This window comes from Phaeacidiphilus oryzae TH49 (assembly GCF_000744815.1).
GTDB classification, from domain to species: domain Bacteria; phylum Actinomycetota; class Actinomycetes; order Streptomycetales; family Streptomycetaceae; genus Phaeacidiphilus; species Phaeacidiphilus oryzae.
The window spans coordinates 881,565-901,259 of sequence record NZ_JQMQ01000005.1 but is presented as its reverse complement, the minus strand read 5'-3'; the positions used below and the strand labels follow the sequence as shown (position 1 = coordinate 901,259).

The following is a 19,695-nucleotide window of genomic DNA, read 5'->3' as shown; positions in this document are numbered from 1 at the left end:
GCAGCCGGTCACAGGCCGGTGGGCCCGCTCGCCGCGGACGATCGAATGATCACCCGGGCGCGCCGGCAACCCCGTCGGTGCGCTCAGTCAGCAGCCGCTGCAACCCATGGGAGCGCTGTGTCTCGCCGCCTGTTCACCTCGGAGTCCGTGACCGAGGGCCACCCCGACAAGATCGCTGACCAGATCAGCGACACCATTCTCGACGCTCTCCTCAAGGACGACCCCACCTCGCGGGTGGCCGTGGAGACGCTGATCACCACCGGCCTGGTGCACGTCGCCGGTGAGGTCACCACCAAGGCCTACGCGCCGATCGCCCAGCTGGTCCGGGAGAAGATCCTGGAGATCGGCTACGACTCGTCGAAGAAGGGCTTCGACGGCGCGTCCTGCGGGGTCTCGGTCTCCATCGGCGCGCAGTCGCCGGACATCGCGCAGGGTGTGGACGCGGCCTACGAGAACCGCGTCGAGGGTGACGAGGACGAGCTCGACAAGCAGGGCGCGGGCGACCAGGGCCTGATGTTCGGCTACGCCTGCGACGACACCCGCGAGCTGATGCCGCTGCCGATCTACCTGGCGCACCGGCTCTCCAAGCGGCTCTCCGAGGTGCGCAAGAACGGGACCATCCCGTACCTCCGCCCGGACGGCAAGACCCAGGTCACCATCGAGTACGACGGTGACGACGCGGTCCGCCTGGACACCGTCGTGGTCTCCTCGCAGCACGCCAGCGACATCGACCTGGACTCGCTCCTCGCCCCGGACATCCGCGAGTTCGTCGTGGAGCCGGAGCTGAAGTCGCTGGCCGAGGACGGCATCACGCTCAGCACCGACGACTACCGGCTGCTGGTCAACCCGACCGGGCGGTTCGAGATCGGTGGCCCGATGGGCGACGCCGGCCTCACCGGCCGGAAGATCATCATCGACACCTACGGCGGCATGGCCCGGCACGGCGGCGGCGCCTTCTCCGGCAAGGACCCGTCCAAGGTGGACCGTTCGGCCGCGTACGCGATGCGCTGGGTGGCCAAGAACATCGTGGCGGCGGGCCTGGCCCGGCGGGCCGAGGTGCAGGTCGCGTACGCGATCGGCAAGGCCGAGCCGGTGGGTCTGTTCGTGGAGTGCTTCGGCACCGAGACCGCCCCGATCGCCGACATCCAGAAGGCGGTCACCGACGTCTTCGACCTCCGGCCGGCCGCCATCATCCGCGACCTGGACCTGCTGCGGCCGATCTACTCGCAGACCGCCGCGTACGGCCACTTCGGCCGTGAGCTGCCGGACTTCACCTGGGAGCGCACCGACCGGGTGGAGGAGCTGAAGAAGGCCGTGGCACGCGGCTGAACGGCTGAGCGGCCGACCCGCGTCCGCCTTCTCGGCGGTGCATCGGATCGACGGCGGCGGGCCCGGGAGCGTGGTGCTCCCGGGCCCGCCGCCGTCTCATCGGGCCTCGGCGGCCCTCGGCGGCCCTCAGCGGTCCTCGGTGGCTTTCCGGCGGCCGTAGCCGGAGAGCTTTCCGGCCGCCTCGGCGCGGCGCTCGGGCGGGATCTCGCGCGGCTCGCCCAGCGCCCGCGCCCTGGCGTACAACTCGCACAGCCACTCGGTGAGTTCGAGCCGCTGCACGGCCTGCTCCAGGTCGTCGCCGAGGGCGATCGAGCCGTGGTTGCGGAGGAGGGCGGCCGTCCTGCCGTCCAGTGCGGCGACCGCGGCCTTGGCCAACTCCTCGGTGCCGTAGGTGGCATAGGGGGCCACCCGGAGTCCGCCGCCGAGCGTCAGCATCGCGTAGTGGAGCATCGGGACGTCGTCCCGCACGCAGCCGAGGGCGGTGGCGGCCAGGCTGTGGGCGTGGGCGACCGCCCGGATGTCCGGGTAGGCGCGGTAGACCGCGAGGTGGAGCGGGGTCTCCGAAGTCGGGGCGTAGCCGCCCTCGCGCGGCTCGCCGGTGCCGAGGTCGAGCACCGGGCAGTCCTCCGGACGCAGCTCGCCCAAGGCGGCCCCGGTGGGGGTGACGGCCACCAGTCCGCCCGCTCTCGCGGAGAGATTGCCGGCGGCGTTCACCACCAGCCCGCCGGCGGCGATCCGCCGCCCGGCGGCGGCCAGTTCCTCACGTTCCCGAGCCAGCAGCATGCCGCCATCCTGCCAGCCCGCCGCCTGCCCCGACGTCCTCCGTGCCCACCTCGGCGGACTCGCCGCCGGGGGGGGTTGTCGGCGGGGTCTGCTAAGACTAGGAGTGATGAGCACGGACGACGGGGAAGCCCCTGGTGAGCAGCTTGCGCTGATTCGGGAGAGCAGGCGCTCGGCCCGGCGGCGGGCCGCGCCGAGCGCGGGGCGGCTGCCGGTCGCCCGGGTGGCGGTGGACAAGGCGCTGTCCCATCTCGACCAGTACTTCGACTACTCGGTGCCGGCCCGGCTGGACGAGGAGGCCGTCCCCGGGGCCCGGGTCCGGGTGCGGTTCGGGGGCCGCGTCGAGCAGGGGCGGCGGACCGGCGGGCGGCTGATCGACGGCTTCATCGTCGAGCGGCGGGAGAGCAGCGACTACCCCGGGCCGCTCGCCCCCCTGCGCCAAGTCCTCTCCCCGGAGCCGGTGTTGGGCCCGGAGCTGCTGGAGCTCAGCCGGGCGGTGGCGGACCGGTACGCCGGGACGCTGGCGGACGTACTGGCGCTGGCCGTACCGCCGCGGCACGGCCGGGCCGAGGCAGAGCCCTCGCCCGAGCCGCTGCCCCCGCCGGAGCGCCCGGCGCCCGGCGGGTGGGCGCGGTACGAGGCGGGGGCCGGGTATCTGGAGGCACTGGCCTCCGGCGGATCGCCGCGGGCGGTGTGGACCGCGCTGCCCGGCCCGGGCTGGCCGGACGAGCTGGCCCGGGCCGTCGCCGCGACGCTGGCCTCCGGCCGGGGCGCGCTGGTGGTGCTGCCGGACGGGCGCTCCACGGCGCGCGCCTCCGAGGCGCTGGACCGGCTGCTGGGGGAGGGCCACCATGTGGCGCTGACCGCGGAGCTGGGGCCCGAGGAGCGCTACCGGCGGTGGCTGGCCGTCAACCGCGGCTCGGTGCGGGCCGTGGTGGGGACGCGGGCCGCGGCCTTCGCGCCGGTGCGCGACCTGGGGCTGGTCGCCATCTGGGACGACGGGGACGGCAGCCACTCCGAGCAGCGCGCGCCGCAGCCGCACGCCCGGGACGTGCTGCTGCTGCGCGCCAGCGAGCGCGGTGCCGGGGTGCTGGTCGGCGGCCACGCGGTGACGGTCGAGGCGGCGCAGCTGCTGCACACCGGGTGGGCGCGGCCGCTGGCCGCCGACCGGGCGGCGCTGCGGGCGGTCGCGCCGGTGGTGCGCACGGTCGGCGAGCACGACCAGGCCGCGGACCCGGCGGCCCGGTCCGCACGGCTGCCGACCTTGGCGTGGCGGATCGCCCGGGACGCGCTGGAGCGAGGACCGGTGCTGGTGCAGGTGCCGCGGCGGGGGTATGTACCGCGGCTGGTCTGCGCGCGGTGCCGGGAGGCGGCGCGCTGCCGGCAGTGCGCGGGGCCGCTGCGGGCCGAGGACGCCGGGGGGCTGCTCCACTGCGCCTGGTGCGGGCGGCCCGAGGCGGACTGGCACTGCCCGGAGTGCGGCTCCTTCCGGCTGCGGGCGCAGGTCATCGGCGCCAAGCGGACGGCGGACGAGCTCGGGCGGGCGTTCCCGCGGGTGCCGGTGCGGACCTCCGGGCGGGCCGGGGACGGGTCGGGGCGGGAAGGGGTGCTGGCCAGTGTGCCGGACCGGCCGGCGCTTGTGGTCTCCACGCCGGGGGCGGAGCCGGCGGTGGTCGGGGCGGACGGCGCGCCCGCGGGGGGTTACGCGGCGGCGCTGCTGCTCGACGGGTGGGCGCTGCTCAACCGGCCCGATCTGCGGGCCGGGGAGGAGGCGCTGCGGCGGTGGCTGGGGGCGGCGGCGCTGGTGCGGGGGGACGGGTCCGTGCTGGTCGTCGCGGAGCCGGGGCTGCGTCCTGTGCAGGCGCTGGTGCGGTGGGATCCGGCGGGGTTCGCCGGGATGGAGCTGGCCGAGCGGCGGGAGCTGGGCTTCCCGCCGGTCTCCCGGATGGCCTCGCTGACGGGCCGGCGGGAGGCGGTGGCGGAGCTGCTGGGGCTGGTGCGGCTGCCGGAGGGGGCGGACGTGCTGGGCCCGGTGCCGGTGGAGGAGGCGCGGGAGGGGGCCGACGGCGCCGGGGAGGCCGAGGAGCGGGTGCTGATCCGGGTCTCGCCGGGGCGGGGGGCTGCGCTGGCCGCGGCGTTGAAGGCCGCGCGGGCGGGGGTGCTGGCCCGCGGGGCGGGCGAGAAGCGGGGCGCGGTGCGGATCCGGGTCGATCCGCCGGACATCGGCTGACCTCGCTCTCTTCTGCCCCCGGGGCTGCCGCCCCGGACTCCGCTGAGCGGCCCCGCGAAGTCGCGCAGCGACTTCAGGGGCGCGGGGAACTGCGCGCCCAGCCGCGAACGGTGCCGCAGTCGGCAGCGGACAGTTCGGGTTGCAACCCGGGTGCCGTTGCCGCGTGCGGCGCCGTAGTCGGCTGGGCGCGCAGTTCCCCGCGCCCCTTGACTTGCGACTTCGTCGCTTCGTTCGGGGCGTGCCCCCTACTGGTGGTCCCGGGCGGCCGGGATCGCCCGGGGGAGGGGCTGGTCGGGGATCGGCTCCGCGGGGGCGCGGGCGCGGGCGCCGGCGCGGGGCGGCGGACGCCGTAGCGGCGGTGGACCGCCTGCTTGGTGACGCCGAGGGCGGAGCCGACCGCGTCCCAGGAGAAGCCCAGCGAGCGGTCGAACTCCACGGCCGCCGCGACCAGGCCCTCCACGCTGTCCCGCAGCTCCTGGGCGAGGCGGACGGTCGGCGCCGGCGCCCGCCCGTACACCACGAATCCGGCGGAGGTGGTGGGGCGCCGGGGCCGGTACACGTTCCCGAGCTGGGCGGTGAGGGTGCGGAGCGCGTCCACCTGGCGGCGTACCCGCTCGATGTCCCGCACCAGCATGTGGAGACTCGCCCGGGCCCGGGCGTCATGGGTGGCGTGGTCGGCCATCATCGTTCGTGCCTCTCAACCCGCTCGTCCGTCAATTCTCTGTGACCAACGGGTGACACTGCCCGGGGGTAACGCCGGGGGCGTGCGAGCGGGCGCGTACGGCGCGGGGGTCGGTGGTTGCGCGCCGACCTCTAGACTTGGGTCGTTCCCCTACCCGCGTGATGTTCAGGAGGCCCCCGGTGGCGGTCAAGCCGATTCGGCTCTTCGGCGATCCGGTGCTGCGGATGACGGCCCAGCCGGTGGTCACCTTCGACAAGGAGCTGCGCACCCTGGTCAAGGACCTGACCGAGACCATGGTGGACGCCCCGGGCGCGGGCCTGGCGGCCCCCCAACTCGGGGTGTCGCTGCGGGTGTTCACCTACCACGTGGAGGGCGAGACCGGTCATCTGATCAACCCGGTGCTCGACCTCACCGAGGAGGAGCAGGACGGCCCCGAGGGCTGCCTCTCCCTCCCCGGGCTGCAGTACGACTGCAAGCGCGCCTACGGCGTGGTCGCCAAGGGGTTCAACCAGTACGGCGACCCGGTCACGATCGAGGGAACCCAGCGGCTCGCGCGCTGCATCCAGCACGAGACCGACCATCTGGACGGCATCATCTTCATCGACCGGCTCGACCGCGAGCAGCGCAAGGCCGCGCTGCGCGCGATCCGCGAGGCGGAGTGGGCCGGGGAGCAGGCGCCGACGGTGAAGGTGTCGCCGCACAGCACCTTCGGCCGCGCGCTCTGACCGGCGCCGGTACCGAGACCCAGCAGAGAGAACCGAGAGGCAGCCGCACTCGTTATGAGGCTCGTTTTCGCCGGCACCCCCGAGGTGGCCGTCCCCGCCCTGGAGGCGCTGATCGCCTCCGACCGGCACGAGGTGGCGGCCGTCGTCACCAGGCCCGACGCCCCCGCCGGGCGCGGCCGGCGGCTGGTCGCGAGCCCGGTCGCGCAGCGGGCCGAGGAGGCCGGCATCGAGGTGCTCAAGCCCAGGCGCCCGCGCGACCCGGAGTTCCTGGAGCGGCTGGCGCGGATCGCCCCCGACTGCTGCCCGGTGGTGGCCTACGGCGCGCTGCTGCCGCGGGTCGCGCTGGACGTCCCCCGGCACGGCTGGGTGAACCTCCACTTCTCGCTGCTGCCGGCCTGGCGCGGGGCGGCGCCGGTGCAGCACTCGCTGATGGCCGGGGACGCGGTCACCGGCGCCTCCACCTTCCAGATCGAGGAGGGCCTCGACTCCGGCCCGGTGTACGGGGTGGTGACCGAGGAGATCCGGGCGACGGACACCAGCGGGGACCTGCTGGGCCGGCTCGCGCAGTCGGGGGCGGGGCTGCTGGCGGCGACGATGGACGGGATCGAGGACGGCTCGCTGGTGCCGGTCGCGCAGCCCGCGGAGGGCGTCTCGCTGGCCCCGAAGATCAACGTCGAGGACGCCCGGGTGGACTGGACGGCTCCGGCGCTGCGGGTGGACCGCGTGGTGCGCGGCTGCACCCCGGCGCCCGGTGCCTGGACGGTGCTGCGCGGCGAGCGGGTCAAGCTGGGCCCGGTCCGGCCCACGCCGGAGCGCGCGGAGCTGGCGCCCGGCGAGATCGCGGTGCAGAAGAACACCGTGCGGGTCGGCACCGGCAGCCACGAGGTGGTGCTCGGCGAGGTGCAGGCGCAGGGCAAGAAGCGGATGTCCGCCGGAGACTGGGCGCGCGGGCACCGGATCGAGGCCGGGGAGCGCTTCGAGCCGGCGGACCCGGCGGCCCTCCCGGCGAGCGGTGAGGGTGTCAAGTGAGCAGCCCCGCAAGGCCGGTGAGGAAGCGTCCGGCGCGGCCGTACCGGCGGCCGAAGAAGGATCCGGCGCGGATGGTCGCCTTCGAGGCGCTGCGCGCCGTCGACGAGCGGGACGCGTACGCCAACCTGGTGCTGCCCGCGCTGCTGCGCGACGCCGAGCGGGACCATCCGGACTTCGACCGACGGGACGCGGCCTTCGCCACCGAGCTGGTCTACGGCTCGCTGCGGATGCAGGGCAGCTACGACGCGGTGCTCGCGGCCTGCGTCGACCGGCCGCTGCGCGAGGTCGACCCGCCGGTGCTCGACGTGCTGACGCTGGGCGCCCACCAGATCCTGGCGACCCGGATCCCCCCGCACGCGGCGGTCTCGGCGACCGTGGAGCTGGCCCGGGTGGTGCTCGGGGACGGCCGGGCCAAGTTCGTCAACGCCGTGCTGCGCAAGGTCACCGCGCACGACCTGGACGAGTGGCTGGAGCGGGTCGCGCCGCCGTACGAGGAGGACGCGGAAGACCATCTGGCCGTCCGGTACTCGCATCCGCGCTGGGTCGTGGGCGCGCTCTGGGACTCGCTGGGGGTCTGGCAGCCGGAGGAGTCCGGCCGGCGGGGCATCGAGGCGCTGCTGGCCGCGGACAACGCCCGTCCTGAGGTGACGCTGGTGGCGAGGCCGGGGCGGTCCACCACCGAGGAGCTGCGGGAGGCGCTGCCGGAGGACGCCACGGCGGACGGCCGCTGGTCGCCGTACGCGCTGCGGCTGGCGGAGGGCGGCGACCCGGGCGAGCTTGAGGCGGTCCGGGAGAACCGGGCCGGGGTGCAGGACGAGGGCAGCCAGCTGGTGGCGGCCGCGCTGGCGGCGGCCCCGCTGGGGCTGCCGCTCGAACCGCCGCTGGAGGGCGTGCCGGCCGGGACCGAGCGCTGGCTGGACGCCTGCGCGGGGCCGGGCGGCAAGGCCGCCCTGCTGGGGGCGCTGGCCGCGCGGCAGGGGGCGGCGCTGGTCGCCTCGGAGCGGCAGCCGCACCGGGCCCGGCTGGTCGCGCGGGCGCTGGACGGCAACCCGGGGCCGTACCAGGTGATCGTGGCGGACGGGACGCGGCCGGCCTGGCAGCCGGACTTCTTCGACCGGGTGCTGGTCGATGTGCCGTGCACAGGGCTCGGCGCGCTGCGGCGCCGGCCGGAGGCGCGGTGGCGGCGGCGGGCCGAGGACCTCCCGGGGTTCGGTCCGGTGCAGCGCGGGCTGCTGCGCGGTGCGCTGCGGTCGGTGCGGGTGGGCGGCCTCGTCGCGTACGCGACCTGCTCGCCGCATCTGGCCGAGACCAGGGCCGTGGTCCAGGACGTGCTGAAGGAGCTGGAACGGGACGGCGGCGGGGAGCGGGCCGTGGAGTGGGTGGACGCCCGGCCGCTGCTGCCGGAGGGGATGCCGGGGCTGGGCGACGGACCCGACGTGCAGCTCTGGCCGCACCTCCACGGGACCGACGCGATGTACCTGGCGCTGCTGCTGCGCACCCGCTGACGACACGGACGACTGGAAGACTGGATCCATGAGCACCGCACAGATCAACCCGAGCATCCTCTCCGCGGACTTCGCCCGGCTGGCCGACGAGGCGGCGGCGGTGCGGGGGGCCGACTGGCTGCACGTCGACGTCATGGACAACCACTTCGTGCCGAACCTGACGCTCGGGCTGCCGGTGGTGGAGTCCCTGCTGAAGGCGACGGAGACGCCGATCGACTGCCATCTGATGATCGAGGAGCCGGACCGCTGGGCGCCGCAGTACGCCGAGGCGGGCGCCGGCTCGGTGACCTTCCATGCGGAGGCGGCGGCGGCGCCGGTGCGGCTGGCGCGGGAGCTGCGGGCGCAGGGCGCGCGGGCGTCGATGGCGCTGAAGCCGGCCACGCCGATCGAGCCGTACGAGGACCTGCTGCCCGAGCTGGACATGCTGCTGGTGATGACGGTGGAGCCGGGGTTCGGGGGGCAGTCCTTCCTGGACATCATGCTGCCCAAGATCCGGCGGACCCGGGAGCTGATCGCCAAGCACGGGCTGGAGCTGTGGCTGCAGGTGGACGGCGGGGTCTCGGCCTCGACGATCGAGCGCTGCGCGGAGGCGGGGGCGGACGTCTTCGTCGCGGGGTCGGCGGTGTACGGCGCGGACGACCCGGCCGCGGCGGTGCGGGCGCTGCGCGAGCAGGCGCAGGGCGTGGTGGACGCCTCGTCCTGGGGCTGCGCCCACTAGCTCTCCGCCCGGCGGCGGACGGCGGCCGCGGCCCTGGCTGGACGATCGTCCAAGCCGGCCGCCGCGATCCGCCGCCCGGGTTGGCGGTAGCTGCAACAATGCCGGGCGAACTGGTTTTCACCAGGTGTTTCGGCGAGAATCGTCGGTTGGGTGCGGGCGCCCGGCAGACCGGAAGCGTCCGGCATCCGACGCACCGTCATCCAGCAGAGAGCCCGTCCATGCGCTTCCTGAACGACCTTCAGCCGGCTTACGACCTGACCTACGACGACGTGTTCATGGTCCCCAGCCGGTCGGCCGTGGGTTCCCGCCAGGCGGTGGACCTGTCCACCACCGACGGCACCGGGACCACAATTCCGCTCGTGGTCGCCAACATGACCGCGATCGCCGGGCGCCGGATGGCCGAGACGGTCGCCCGCCGCGGCGGCATCGTGGCCATCCCGCAGGACATCCCGATCGAGGTCGTGGCCGAGGTCATCGCCTGGGTGAAGGCCCGCCACCTGGTCCACGACACCGCCATCACGCTGGCCCCCACCGCCACCGTCGCGGAGGCGCTCTCCCTGCTGCCCAAGCGCGCCCACGGCGCCGTGGTCGTGATCGACGAGGTCGGCCGGCCGGTCGGGGTGGTCACCGACTCCGACTGCCAGGGCGTGGACCGGTTCACCAACCTCTCCGAGGTGATGTCCCGCGACCTGCTGCTGCTGGAGGAGAGCATCGACCCGCGGGACGCCTTCGACCGGCTGACCGAGGCGCATCGCCGGCTGGCGCCGGTGGTGGACGGGGACGGCCGGCTGGTCGGCATCCTGACCCGGAAGGCCGCCCTGCGCGCCACCCTCTACACCCCGGCCGTGGACGACGCCGGGCGGCTGCGGATCGCCGCCACCGTGGGCATCAACGGCGACGTGGCCGGCCGGGCCAAGGCGCTGGTCGAGGCGGGCGCGGACGTGCTGGTGGTGGACACCGCGCACGGCCACCAGGAGTCGATGATCAGCGCGCTGAAGGCGGTCCGGGCGCTGGACCCCGGGGTGCCGGTGGTGGCCGGCAACGTGGTCTCCGCGGCCGGTGTGCGCGACCTGGTGGAGGCCGGGGCGGACATCATCAAGGTCGGCGTCGGCCCGGGCGCGATGTGCACCACCCGGATGATGACCGGCGTCGGCCGGCCCCAGTTCTCCGCGGTGCTGGAGTGCTCCGCCGAGGCGCGGCGGCTCGGCCGCCACGTGTGGGCGGACGGCGGCGTCCGGCACCCCCGGGACGTCGCGATGGCGCTGGCCGCGGGCGCGTCCAACGTGATGATCGGCTCCTGGTTCGCGGGGACCTACGAGTCCCCGGGCGACCTGCAGTCCGCGGCCGACGGCCGGCTCTACAAGGAGAGCTTCGGGATGGCCTCCGCGCGGGCGGTCCGCAACCGCACCTCCGAGGAGTCGGCGTACGACCGGGCCCGGAAGGCGCTGTTCGAGGAGGGGATCTCGACCTCGCGGATGTTCCTGGACCCGGAGCGGCCGGGCGTCGAGGACCTGATCGACTCGATCGTCTCGGGTGTCCGCAGCAGCTGCACCTACGCCGGGGCGGCGAGCCTTGAGGAGTTCCACGAGAAGTCGATCGTCGGGATCCAGAGCGCGGCCGGCTACGCCGAGGGCAAGCCGCTGCACGCGAGCTGGTAGCCGAGCCGAGCCGCCTCCGAGCCGCTACCGAGCCGCCTACGGGGCGCCGTCCGGCCCGCCGCCGGCGGCTCTCCCGCCGTAGGCGGCCGGGCGCGCGGTTCCCCGCGCCCCTGATGTGCCCGGCCCTTCGGGCCGCACATCAGGGCGTCCCCTCAGCGCAGCGGCGTCAGCAGGCAGCGGCTGATCAGGCCGACGGAGTCGGAGAGGGCGTCCGCGGTGGCGGCGTAGGCCTCCGGGCGGGAGCGGAGCTCCCACAGGGCGTGCGCCGACGCCCACGCCGCGTCCCGCGCGCGGTCGATGGACCAGCAGCCCAGCAGGTGTAGCAGCGGCTCGTCCGGGTCGTCGCCGTGCCCGGCGGGCGCCAGCTCCTCGCGGGCCTTCTCCTCGACCTCGGCGAGGACGTCGTTGACCCGGTGGAAGTCGGCCGACATGTCGTGCAGCGCCCGCCCGGTGCGCGCGCAGGTGTCCAGCAGCGCCAGCGGCAGGTCGTGCTCGATGTGGGCGTTCATCCCGGCCAGCGCGAACTGGATCGGCCGGATCCCCGGGTGCCGGCGCAGCGCCAGCAGCGGGCGCCAGCAGGCCGGCGCCGGGCGGGCGTCCAGGGCGTCGAGGAAGCGGTCGGCGAAGAGCACGGCCAGCACTCCGGTGGCCTCCGGGTCCTGGAAGTACCGGGTGAGCCGCAGATGCCGGTCCACGGCCTGGGTGACGACCAGGTACATCCGCGCGAAGACGGCCACCCCGTCGCCGGGCGGCGGGGTGGCCGCGAGGGTGCGCAGTGCGCCGATGGCGGGCGCCAGGGGCGCGGTCACGGTGGCCATGGGACGAATCCTGACATGTCGTCACCCACCGTGCCATCACTCGCCGGTGGTCACTCGACGGCGGGTCGCTCCCCGTCCGCCGCGGCTCGGACGGCCTTGAGGATCCCCTGGTATCCGGTGCAGCGGCAGAGGTTGCCGGAGAGCGCCTCCCGGATCTCCTCGTCGGTGGGGTGGGGGTTCCGCTCCAGCAGGGCGGTGGCCGAGACCACGAACCCCGGCGTGCAGAAGCCGCACTGCAGCCCGTGGTGGTCGCGGAAGGCGGCCTGGACGGGGGAGAGCGCGCCGTCCTCGCCGGTCAGCCCTTCCACCGTGGTCACCTCGGAGCCGTCCGCCTGCACCGCGAAGACCAGGCAGGACCGGACGGCCTCGCCGTCCAGCAGCACCGTGCAGGCGCCGCAGACGCCGTGCTCGCAGCCCAGGTGGGTGCCGGTCAGGTGGTGGTCGGTCCGCAGGTGGTCGGCGAGGGTGCGCCGGGGCGGCACCCGCGACGGCCGCTTCACTCCGTTGAGCGTCAGCTCGATCCCGATCTCGACCTCAGTCACCGCTCGCCTCCCGTACGGCCTTCTGCCAGGCGCGGGCCACCATGGCCGCCCCCACGCGCTTCCGGTACTCCGCCGTTCCGTGGAGGTCGGAGGGGACGGAGTCGAGCTCCGCCACCCCGATCCGGCCGACCTCGGCCGCCGCCGCGTCGGATCCGCCGCCCGCGACCGCCGTCCCCGCGACCGCCCGCTCCGCCGCCGTGGCCCGCTGGGCCGCCGGGCCGAGGCCGAACAGGCCGATTCCGCAGCGCGCCACCCGCCCCTGCGGGTCCAGCTCGATCGCGACGGCCGCGCCCGCGATGGCGAAGTCCCCCCGGCGGCGGGCGAACTCCTCGACCGCGTAGCCGCAGCGGGGGCCCGCCACCGGGAAGCGGACCCCGGTGAGCAGCTCGTCCTCGGCGAGCCCGGTGGTCCACATGCCGGTGAAGAAGCCGGCCGCGGGGAGGGTGCGCGTCCCGCGCGGTGAGGCCGTCTCCAGCTCGGCGTCCAGCGCCAGCGCGACCGCCGGGTACTCGGCCGCCGCGTCCGCGTGCGCCAGCGAGCCGCCGACGGTGCCGCGGTTGCGGATCTGGAAGTGGCCGATCAGCGGGGTGGCCCGGGCCAGCAGCGGCACCCGCTCGGCGATCTCGGCGGACCGCTCGACGGCGGACTGGGTGGTGGCCGCGCCCACCCACATGCCGCCCTCCCGCTGCTCGAACCCCCGGATCCCGGCCACCTTTCGCAGGTCGACCAGGTGGGGGAAGGCGGTCAGCCGCAGGGCGAGCATCGGCACCAGGCTCTGCCCGCCGGCGATGGCCTTGGCCTCGTCGCCGAGCTCGGCGAGGAGCGAGACGGCCTCCTCGACGCTGGTCGGGGCGTGGTAGTCGAACGCCGACGGCTTCATGCCGGCACCCCCTTCCCGGAGCTCTCGGCGGCCTGGATCAGCTCGATGAGCGCGGCCGGGGTCAGCGGCATCCGGTTGAGGGTGACGCCGAACGGTGACAGCGCGTCGGCGACCGCGTTCACCACCGCGGGCGGCGCCCCCAGCGCCCCGCCCTCGCCGACGCCCTTGTAGCCGCCCGGTCCCGGGCTCGGCGACTCGACGTGGCCGTGCTCGATGACCGGGACCTCGGTGCTGGTCGGCAGCAGGTAGTCCATGAACGTGGTGGCCAGCGGGTTGCCGTCGGCGTCGTGGGCGAACTCCTCGAAGAGCGCCCCGCCGATCCCCTGCACGGTGCCGCCCGCGATCTGGCCCTCCACCACGTTGGGGTTGATCATCGGACCGCAGTCCTCGCTGACGATATAGCGCAGCAGCCGCACCTCGCCGGTGACCACGTCCACCTCGCAGGTGCAGACGTGGGTGGCGTTCGCCCAGACCATCGGGGCCGCACCGCGGTACCGGCCGCCGGCCTCCAGCCCCGGCGGCACACCCGGAGGCAGCTGCTCGCTCTGGAAGTAGGCCAGCGCGGCGATCTGACCGATCGTCAGCCCGCTGGACGGGTCGCCCCGGACGAAGGCCCGGCTGTCCGCCAGCTCGATGTCCACCGGCGCCGCCTCCAGCTTGTGGGCGGCGATGGCGGTGATCCGCTCGCGCAGGGCGCCCCCGGTCTCCCGGATCGCTCCGGCGAGCATCGAACCGGAGCGGCTGCCCCCGGTGCCGGCCCCGTACGGCGTCACCGCCGTGTCGCCCTGGATGGTGTGGACGTCCTCGATGTCGACGCCCAGCGCGTCCGCGGTGAGCTGGACGACCGTGGTCTCCAGGCTGTTGCCGCAGGAGCCGCCGGCCACGTAGACGTTGACCGCGCCGGAGGGCTCGATCCTGATGGTCGCGCCCTCGGTGCCCATCGACCCCATCGCCGCAGCGGTCGGTTCGACGTAGCTGGAGGTGCCGACGCCGATGTACCGCCCCTCGGCCCGGGCCTGCCGCTGCTCGCGCCGGAACGCCGGGTAGTCCAGCAGCTCGATCGCGTGCTCGAAGGTCTCCAGCGGCGTCATGTCGCTGTACGGCAGGCCGTTGGCGTTGGTGTACGGCAGCTCGTCCCGGCGCAGCAGGTTGCGGCGGCGCAGCTCGACCGGGTCGATGCCGATCCGCCGGGCGGCGATGTCCAGCAGCACCTCGCGGACGAGCGGCTCGAAGGCCCAGGGGCCGCGATAGGCGATCCGGCCCGAGGTGTTGGAGAAGACCGACCTGAGGGTGAAGGTGGCCTCGGGGATCCGGTACGGGCCGGGGAAGAGCATCCCGACCAGACCTGCGGTGTTCACCGGGTTGGGCACCGGATACGCCCCGGCGTCCTGGACGTGGTCCAGGGTGGCGGCGAGGATCCGGCCCTCCTCGTCGAAGGCCATCGCGGCCTCGCCGTGCTCCCGCCGGCCCTGCCCTGCGGCCAGCAGGTTCTCCTGCCGGTCCTCGATCCACTTCAGCGCGGCCGGCAGTCTGCGCGCGGCCAGCATCACGCACATCTCCTCGCGCATCGGCACGATCTTCTGGCCGAAGCCGCCGCCGGTGTCCCGCACCACCGCCCGCACCCGGTGCTCGGGGACGCCGAGCACCCGGGCGCAGAACATCCGCATCTCGTGCGGGGACTGGCTGGACGCCCACATCGTCATCTCGCCGTCGGCGGCGGACCATTCGGCGATCAGGCCGCGGGTCTCCATCGGCACCGAGGCGTGGCCCTGCTGGTGGATGGTCTCCCGGACCACATGGGCGGCACCGGCGAAGACGTCGGCGAGGTCCTCGACGGGGCGGCCGCCGCGCTCGCCGACGAGGTTGCGCGGGTAGCCCTCGTGCACCAGCTGGTCGGAGTCCAGCGCGGTGGCGTAGTCCACCACCGGGGTCAGCGGGTCGTAGTCGACGACCACCAACTCGGCCGCGTCCTCCGCGAGATAGCGGTCCTCGGCGACCACCAGCGCGACCGGATCGCCGACGAACCGGACCTCGCCCTCGGCCAGCGGCGGCCGCGGGGTGTCCGGCGCGTCCGGGCCCTGCATCGTGTACCACTGCTCATGGACGCCGGGGTTGAGGTCCTCGGCGGTGAAGACGGCCCGCACGCCGGGCAGCGCCAGCGCCTCGGAGACGTCGACGCCGAGGACCCGGGCGCGGGCCAGCGGGCTGCGGACGAAGTGGCCGTGCAGCATCCCCGGCCGCACCACGTCGTCCACATAGGTGCCGTGGCCGGTCAGCAGCCGCGGGTCCTCGACCCGGGGGACCCGGCTGCCGGCGTAGCGGGTGGCGCCGATCCCGGGCGGCCGGGGCGACTGCGGGGTCTCGGACGCGTGCGGTGCGCTCATGGGCGGGACCTCCGTTCGGCCGGGGGCCGGGCACGGCGAGCGCGCGCGGAGCCGCCCGACTGCTGGGCATCACACCTGACACACCGTCAACTCCCGGGAGGTCCCCCGGGGTTCCCGCCGTCAGCGGTCCCCTCCGTCAGGAGGCCTCCGGCCGGTCCGCCGTCCGGGCGTCCGCGTCGTACCCGCTGGTGCCCTCGTCGAGCAGCGGGCGGGTCTCCGCCTTCAGATGCCTCGGCGCCAGCCAGCGCAGGAAGTGGTAGCCGGTGATGACCACCAGGGTGCCCAGCGCGATCCCGCCCAGCTGGAAGTTCTTGGTGATGTCCAAGGAGACCCCGCCGACGCCGATGATGATCCCGGCGGCGATCGGCGCCAGATGGATCGGGTTGGACAGGTCGACCTTGCCGCGCACCCAGATCTGCGCGCCCAGCATGCCGATCATCCCGTAGAGGACCACGGTGATCCCGCCCAGCACCCCGCCGGGCACCGCTGCCACGACCGCGCCGAACTTCGGGCACAGCCCGAAGAGGAGGGCGAAACCGGCCGCGCACCAGTAGGCGGCGGTGGAGTAGACCCGGGTCGCCGCCATCACGCCGATGTTCTCCGCGTACGTGGTGGTCGCCGGGCCGCCGACGGCGGTGGAGATGATGGCCGCCGCGCCGTCCGCGGCGATCACCGTGCCGAGCGAGTCGTCCAGGTCGGTGTCGGTCATCTGCGAGACGGCCTTGACGTGCCCGGTGTTCTCCGCGATCAGCGCGATCACCACCGGCAGCGCGACCAGCACGGCGGAGCCGGAGAACGCCGGGCCGTGGAGGTGCGGGAAGCCGAACCAGGAGGCGTGCGAGACCGCCGAGAGGTCGAGCCGCCAGTGGTCGGTGACCTGCCCGGAGGCGCTGACCGAGTGGATCTTCCCGAAGACCCGGTCCAGCACCCAGGAGAGGAGGTAGCCGAAGACCAGGCCCAGGAAGATCGCGATCCGCGACCAGAAGCCGCGCAGCACCACCAGCGCGAAGCCGGTGAAGAGCATCACCGCGAGCGCCGTCCACTGGTCCTGCGGCCAGTACGTCCCGGCCGTGACCGGCGCCAGGTTGAAGCCGATCAGCATCACCACCGCCCCGGTCACCGCAGGCGGCAGCACGGCGTGGATGACCCGCGCGCCCAGCGCCTTCACCACCAGCCCGACCACCAGCAGCAGGGCGGCCGTGACCAGCAGCGCCCCGGTGACGTCCGCCGTGGAGCCGCCCGAGGCGCGGATCGCCGCCGCCACCCCCACGAAGGAGAGGCTGCTGCCCAGATAGCTGGGCACCCGCCCGCGGGTGACCACCAGGAAGAGGGCGGTGGCGACCCCGGACATGAAGATCGCCAGATTGGGGTTGAGCCCCATCAGCACCGGTGCGACGAACGAGGCCCCGAACATCGCGACCACGTGCTGGGCGCCGAGGCCGACCGTGCGTCCCCAGCTCAGCCGTTCGTCCGGGCGCACCACCGCGCCCGGTGCGGGGGCCCGGCCGTCCCCGTGCAGCTTCCAGCCCAGGCCAAGGCCCATGGTGTTGGTACTCCTATGCGGTAGCGCCGATCCGAGAGTGTCGACAGGCCAGCGGGTCCAGAGAAGGTTAAGGCGTCCCGCGGCACCAGCCGCCGCCAGGTCCGGCGGCTCCCCGGTGCGCTCCTACGCCCGGAGTACCCGGCGGGGCGGCCGCCGGGCCGACCGGGACCTCGATCGCGGCTCCCACCGCTTACCGTTGGGCCATGGACCTGATAGCGCGGTGCCGGGCGTTCGGCCGGGAGCACCCGTTCGTGCTGGACGTCGTGCTCGCCTTCGGCTTCTTCCTCACGCCGATCGCCTCCTCGGTGACCCGCTACCACCTCCACCCGGTCGCCTGGCCGGAGGTCTCGGTGATCGGCTACGGCCTGGTCGCCTTCGTCCCGCTGCTGGTGCGCCGGCGCTATCCGATCCCGGTGCTGGTGATCAGCTCGCTGGCCACCGTCGGGTACATCGTGGACGGGCATCCGCGCGGGCCGATGCTCTTCGCGCCGATGCTGGCCGCGTACACCCTCTCGGTGAGCTTCGAGCGCAGCGTCTCGCTGGGCTGGGGGCTGCCCGCGGTGCTGGCGGTGGGCACGGCCAGCCTGGCCACCTCCCCGGAGCCGTGGAACAGCGACGTCAACGGCGTGGCCTTCGCCTGGGTCGGGCTGGCGGTGGCGGTCGGCGAGGCGGTGCGCACCCGGCGGGCCTTCGTCGCCGCCATAGAGGAGCGGGCCCGCCGGGCCGAGTACACCCGCGAGGAGGAGGCCCGGCGCCGCGTGGTGGAGGAGCGGCTGCGGATCGCCCGCGAGCTGCACGACATCGTCGGCCACCACATCGCGCTGATCAACGTCCAGGCCGGGGTGGCCTCCCATGTGCTGACCACCCAGCCGGAGGCCGCCCGGCAGGCGCTGGCGCACGTACGGGAGGCCGGCCGCAGCGCGCTGGCCGAGCTGGGCGCGACCGTGTCGGTGCTGCGGCAGGCGGACGACCCGGAGCCGGTCGGCCCGCCCTTCGGCGGCTCGCCGGACGAGCCGGCGCCGGGCCTGGCCCGGCTGGACGAGCTGCTGGCCTCCTTCGAGCGGCTCGGCCTCACCATCCGCCGGGAGGTCACCGGCGAGCTGCGGGAACTGCCGGCGCCGGTGGACCTGGCGGCGTACCGGATCGTCCAGGAGTCGCTGACCAACGTCCGCAAGCACGCGGGCGCCGCGGTGGCCACCGTGCGGCTGGACTTCCTGCCCGACGTGCTCCGGGTCGAGGTGGACAACGACCCGGACGAGGAGTCGGGGGGCGGGGCCGGCCGCCAGGGCCGGGGCGGTCGCGGTGACCGGGAGGAGTACATCGGCACCGGTCACGGGATCATCGGCATGCGCGAGCGGGCGACCGCCCTGGGCGGCGAGTTCCGGGCCGAGCCGCGGATCGCCGGTGGCTTCCGGGTCCAGGCCGAGCTGCCGCTGTGCAAGCGGCCGATGGCCCGTCCGGCCGGGCGCAGGCCGTGGCCGCCGCGCGGCGGGACGGCGAGGCACCCGGCGAGCGCGGCCGACGCGGTGAGCGCGGCGGGCCCGGCGAGCGCGCCGGACCCGGTGAGCGCGGCCCAGGGCCGCATCCCGTCTCCGGGCCTCCCGCTCCCGGAGCGGGCCGGGGCCGCGGAGGCCGGATCGGGCCGTGCCGGTGGCGCCGGTGGTCCCGGTGCCGGGGGCGGGCGGCCCGGTTAGCGCGGCTGCGGCCGGGCCCGGGAGCCGACGCGGCTCGGCGGATCCCCGGGTTCGGGGGCCGAGGGCGGTGCCGAGGCTGCGATCATGGAGCCTCGACAGCGGCAGGCGGCAGGCGGCAGGCGGCAGGCGCAGGCGGCAGCGCGAGAGCGGCAGGGCGAGAGCGCGGAGCGGGGAGGGCCGGGACTGATGGCGGGCGAGGACACGGTGCGAGTACTGCTCGCCGACGACCAGGTGCTGGTCCGCGCGGGGCTGCGGGTGCTGGTCGACTCCGCCCCCGACCTGGAGGTGGTCGGCGAGGCCGCGACCGGCCGGGAGGCGGTCGAGCTGGCCCGCAGCGAGCGGGCCGACGTGGTCCTGATGGACATCCGGATGCCCGACCTGGACGGCCTGGAGGCCACCCGGCTGATCACCGCCGACGACGACCTGGCCGGTGTCCGCGTCCTGGTGCTGACCACCTTCGAGGTCAACGAGTACGTCTTCGAGGCGCTGCGGGCCGGCGCCAGCGGCTTCCTCGGCAAGGGCGCGGAGCCGGGCGAACTGCTGGACGCGATCCGGGTGGTGGCCCGCGGCGAGGCGCTGCTCTCGCCGTCCGCCACCAAGGGGCTGATCGCCCGCTTCCTCTCCCAGCCGGACCGGGCGCCGGTGCCCGCGCCCGAGCGGCTCTCCGTCCTCACCGAGCGGGAGCGGGAGATCGTCTCCATGGTGGCAACCGGGGCCAGCAACGACGAGATCGCCGAGCAGCTGGAGGTCAGCCCGCTCACCGTGAAGACGCACGTCAGCCGGGCGCTGCTGAAGCTCGGCGCCCGCGACCGGGCCCAACTGGTCGTACTGGCCTACGAAACCGGTCTGGTCACCCCCGGCGGAGGGGCCTGAGCTCGGCCGGATCCGGGCCTGACCTGGTATTCCCCAGGCGCGCCGGGCCGATGCGTGAGACAGCCCACAGGGACCCCCCTCCCAAGGAGCGCGGGGATCATGGCAGACTGGAAGCAGCACAACGACGTTTGCGCACTCCGGGGTCGGTGAAAGTCCGAACCGGCGGTTACAGTCCGCGACCCGGTGGCCTTCTCGGAGGCGACCGGTTGACCAGGTGGAATTCCTGGACCGACGGTTAAAGTCCGGATGGGAGGCAGTGCGCGGCAGGCGTCGTCGGGCGTGCGGTTCCGCGCGGCGCGCTGTTT

16 protein-coding genes and 1 riboswitch are annotated in these 19,695 nt (G+C 74.9%); of the genes, 9 read left to right on the top strand and 7 right to left on the bottom strand.

Annotated elements, in window-relative coordinates; all coding sequences use genetic code 11:
- Positions 1–117: 117 nt before the first annotated feature.
- A complete protein-coding gene (gene metK / locus BS73_RS08395; protein WP_037570749.1) occupies positions 118–1,329 on the top strand; it encodes a methionine adenosyltransferase in 1,212 nt (403 codons plus the stop codon).
- Between the two features lie 126 nt (positions 1,330–1,455).
- Here metK and BS73_RS08390 read toward each other — a convergent pair whose 3' ends face one another.
- Positions 1,456–2,112: a class II aldolase/adducin family protein gene (locus BS73_RS08390; RefSeq protein WP_037570747.1), complete on the bottom strand. Its 657-nt coding sequence runs from the start codon at positions 2,110–2,112 to the stop codon at positions 1,456–1,458.
- A 106-nt stretch (positions 2,113–2,218) separates the two neighbouring features.
- On the opposite strand from BS73_RS08390, the gene BS73_RS08385 reads away from it, so the two are divergent.
- A complete protein-coding gene (locus BS73_RS08385) occupies positions 2,219–4,339 on the top strand; it encodes a primosomal protein N' (protein WP_037570741.1) in 2,121 nt (706 codons plus the stop codon).
- A 73-nt stretch (positions 4,340–4,412) separates the two neighbouring features.
- Here BS73_RS08385 and BS73_RS39325 read toward each other — a convergent pair whose 3' ends face one another.
- Entirely contained in the window at positions 4,413–5,021 is a 609-nt protein-coding gene (locus tag BS73_RS39325; protein ID WP_235215635.1) for a hypothetical protein, read from the bottom strand.
- Positions 5,022–5,200: 179 nt separating this feature from the next.
- On the opposite strand from BS73_RS39325, the gene def reads away from it, so the two are divergent.
- From def to BS73_RS08355, 5 genes are all read left to right on the top strand, one after another.
- On the top strand, positions 5,201–5,746 hold the full coding sequence (gene def, locus BS73_RS08375; RefSeq protein ID WP_037570740.1) for a peptide deformylase: 546 nt from the start codon (positions 5,201–5,203) through the stop codon (positions 5,744–5,746).
- 54 nt (positions 5,747–5,800) lie between these two features.
- Entirely contained in the window at positions 5,801–6,775 is a 975-nt protein-coding gene (gene fmt, locus BS73_RS08370; protein ID WP_051939704.1) for a methionyl-tRNA formyltransferase, read from the top strand.
- Positions 6,772–8,280, top strand: a complete 1,509-nt coding sequence (locus BS73_RS08365; protein WP_037570737.1) for an RsmB/NOP family class I SAM-dependent RNA methyltransferase — start codon at positions 6,772–6,774, stop codon at positions 8,278–8,280. Before fmt ends, BS73_RS08365 begins: the two co-directional genes overlap by 4 nt.
- Positions 8,281–8,308: 28 nt before the next feature.
- Positions 8,309–8,998: a ribulose-phosphate 3-epimerase gene (gene rpe / locus BS73_RS08360; RefSeq protein WP_037570734.1), complete on the top strand. Its 690-nt coding sequence runs from the start codon at positions 8,309–8,311 to the stop codon at positions 8,996–8,998.
- A gap of 218 nt (positions 8,999–9,216) precedes the next feature.
- A complete protein-coding gene (locus BS73_RS08355) occupies positions 9,217–10,656 on the top strand; it encodes a GuaB1 family IMP dehydrogenase-related protein (protein WP_037570732.1) in 1,440 nt (479 codons plus the stop codon).
- A 152-nt stretch (positions 10,657–10,808) separates the two neighbouring features.
- On the opposite strand, the gene BS73_RS08350 is transcribed toward BS73_RS08355, so the two are convergent.
- From BS73_RS08350 to BS73_RS08330, 5 genes are all read right to left on the bottom strand, one after another.
- On the bottom strand, positions 10,809–11,474 hold the full coding sequence (locus BS73_RS08350) for a DUF5995 family protein (protein WP_037570730.1): 666 nt from the start codon (positions 11,472–11,474) through the stop codon (positions 10,809–10,811).
- Between the two features lie 50 nt (positions 11,475–11,524).
- Positions 11,525–12,016, bottom strand: a complete 492-nt coding sequence (locus tag BS73_RS08345; RefSeq protein WP_235215351.1) for a (2Fe-2S)-binding protein — start codon at positions 12,014–12,016, stop codon at positions 11,525–11,527.
- Positions 12,009–12,896 (bottom strand): FAD binding domain-containing protein, encoded by an 888-nt coding sequence (locus BS73_RS08340; protein ID WP_037570728.1) that lies wholly within the window; start codon positions 12,894–12,896, stop codon positions 12,009–12,011. Before BS73_RS08340 ends, BS73_RS08345 begins: the two co-directional genes overlap by 8 nt.
- Entirely contained in the window at positions 12,893–15,280 is a 2,388-nt protein-coding gene (locus tag BS73_RS08335) for a xanthine dehydrogenase family protein molybdopterin-binding subunit (protein WP_051939703.1), read from the bottom strand. The genes BS73_RS08340 and BS73_RS08335 overlap by 4 nt, the downstream gene beginning before the upstream one ends.
- Positions 15,281–15,416: 136 nt before the next feature.
- Entirely contained in the window at positions 15,417–16,823 is a 1,407-nt protein-coding gene (locus tag BS73_RS08330) for a uracil-xanthine permease family protein (protein ID WP_037570726.1), read from the bottom strand.
- Positions 16,824–17,026: 203 nt separating this feature from the next.
- On the opposite strand from BS73_RS08330, the gene BS73_RS08325 reads away from it, so the two are divergent.
- Complete coding sequence (locus BS73_RS08325; RefSeq protein WP_051939702.1) at positions 17,027–18,517, top strand: sensor histidine kinase; 1,491 nt, start codon at positions 17,027–17,029, stop codon at positions 18,515–18,517.
- 186 nt (positions 18,518–18,703) lie between these two features.
- A complete protein-coding gene (locus BS73_RS08320; protein WP_037570723.1) occupies positions 18,704–19,390 on the top strand; it encodes a response regulator in 687 nt (228 codons plus the stop codon).
- Positions 19,391–19,518: 128 nt separating this feature from the next.
- Positions 19,519–19,654, top strand: a riboswitch (FMN riboswitch).
- Positions 19,655–19,695: the final 41 nt, after the last annotated feature.